Genomic DNA, 1,425 nt, shown 5'->3' with positions numbered 1-1,425 from the left:
GTTATGCTTTTTGAACCACGGTAGTGGTCACTTGAGGAACAAACCAATGTTATTGTTCGAAGAGCTCTGTATGCAGCTTCTGAATGGCTTGCTTCGCCACCGACTCATTCACAAGTAAGCATAGTTTATGAGGGCTTGCTCCATAACAGATCATGCGTAAGTTCAAATCTTCTAGCGTACCAAACACTTGCTTCGCATAGCCTTTACGTTCACTCATCTTGTTACCAATCAAGGCTACCAAACAAAGGTCATGTTCTACTTCGACCTTACACAACTCTTCCAACTCTTCACGTGCTGCTTGAGGAAGTTGTGGTGCGCCGCCTGAGGTATCAGTTTGATCTAGCGTGAGTGACACACTGATTTCTGATGTGGTGATAAGGTCTACCGAAATTTTGTGCTTGGCTAAAATCTCAAATACTTTTGCTAAGAAGCCGTACGCATGGAACATGTTCGCACTACGTAGAGTGACCATCGTTTGATTACAACGCAGAGCGAGGGCGCGGAACAGTGGTGAGCTTTCGACTTGATGACGAATCCACGTGCCGCCTTTTTCTGGTTCTTTGGATGAGCCAACAAAAACCGGGATATCATGGCGCAGAGCAGGGACCAGTGTTGATGGGTGTAATATTTTCGCGCCAAAGTTAGCCATTTCAGAGGCTTCACTAAAACTGATCTCTGGGATTGGTGACGCTTTTGGTGCAATGCGAGGATCGGTCGTGTAAATACCAGGAACATCTGTCCAAATTTCAAGTCCAGATGCTTTCACACCTTCAGCAATCAAGGCTGCACTGTAGTCGCTACCACCACGGCCTAACGTTGTTGTATTGCCTTCTTCGTCAGAGCCAATGAAGCCCTGTGTGATGACGACAGAATCAAGACATAAAGGGATAAGCTTCTCTTGGGCTAGTTGAGCAATGGCTTCGACATTCGGTTCTGCGCGACCAAAGTTGTCGTCGGTTCTTAGCACTTCACGAATATCAAATCGCACTGCATTGATACCACGCTCTCGCATGAGTTGCGCCAAAATGTGCGTCGACATTAACTCACCACATGCCACAAGGTGGTCGGTCAGTTTGGTGTTTGCTTGAATTGAGGCGGCTTCTGCAAGGCTGGTCACGGTATCTAAAATTCCGTACACCTCTGAAGAAGCTTCTGTCGCATCTTCCAATTGAGCCAAAATGGAATCATGGATCTCAGCTAGGTTTTTTAGTAACTCAGCACGGTGTTCCTGATCTTGAACGCCATTGGCCAGTTCTACCAAGATGTTGGTTACCCCAGAGCAAGCGCTGCTAACAACAAGGCGAGTATTTGGATTGTTTTCGATAATGGTGGCGCAACGACTCATTGCCTCAAAATTGGCAACACTGGTCCCACCGAATTTAGCTACGTTAAATGCGCTCACTGCGTTTCTCCCACGACTTCCTA

Annotated in this window: 1 protein-coding gene; it reads right to left on the bottom strand. The window is 46.9% G+C overall.

What is annotated here, in order from left to right; translation table 11 throughout:
* Positions 1 to 49: 49 nt before the first annotated feature.
* Positions 50 to 1,402 (bottom strand): lysine-sensitive aspartokinase 3, encoded by a 1,353-nt coding sequence (gene lysC / locus R7P35_RS24310; protein WP_318092893.1) that lies wholly within the window; start codon positions 1,400 to 1,402, stop codon positions 50 to 52.
* Between the last annotated feature and the right edge of the window lie 23 nt (positions 1,403 to 1,425).

This window comes from Vibrio sp. Vb0304, assembly GCF_033338995.1.
In the GTDB taxonomy this organism is placed as follows: domain Bacteria; phylum Pseudomonadota; class Gammaproteobacteria; order Enterobacterales; family Vibrionaceae; genus Vibrio; species Vibrio alginolyticus.
This window is presented reverse-complemented; position numbering and strand designations above follow the sequence as displayed.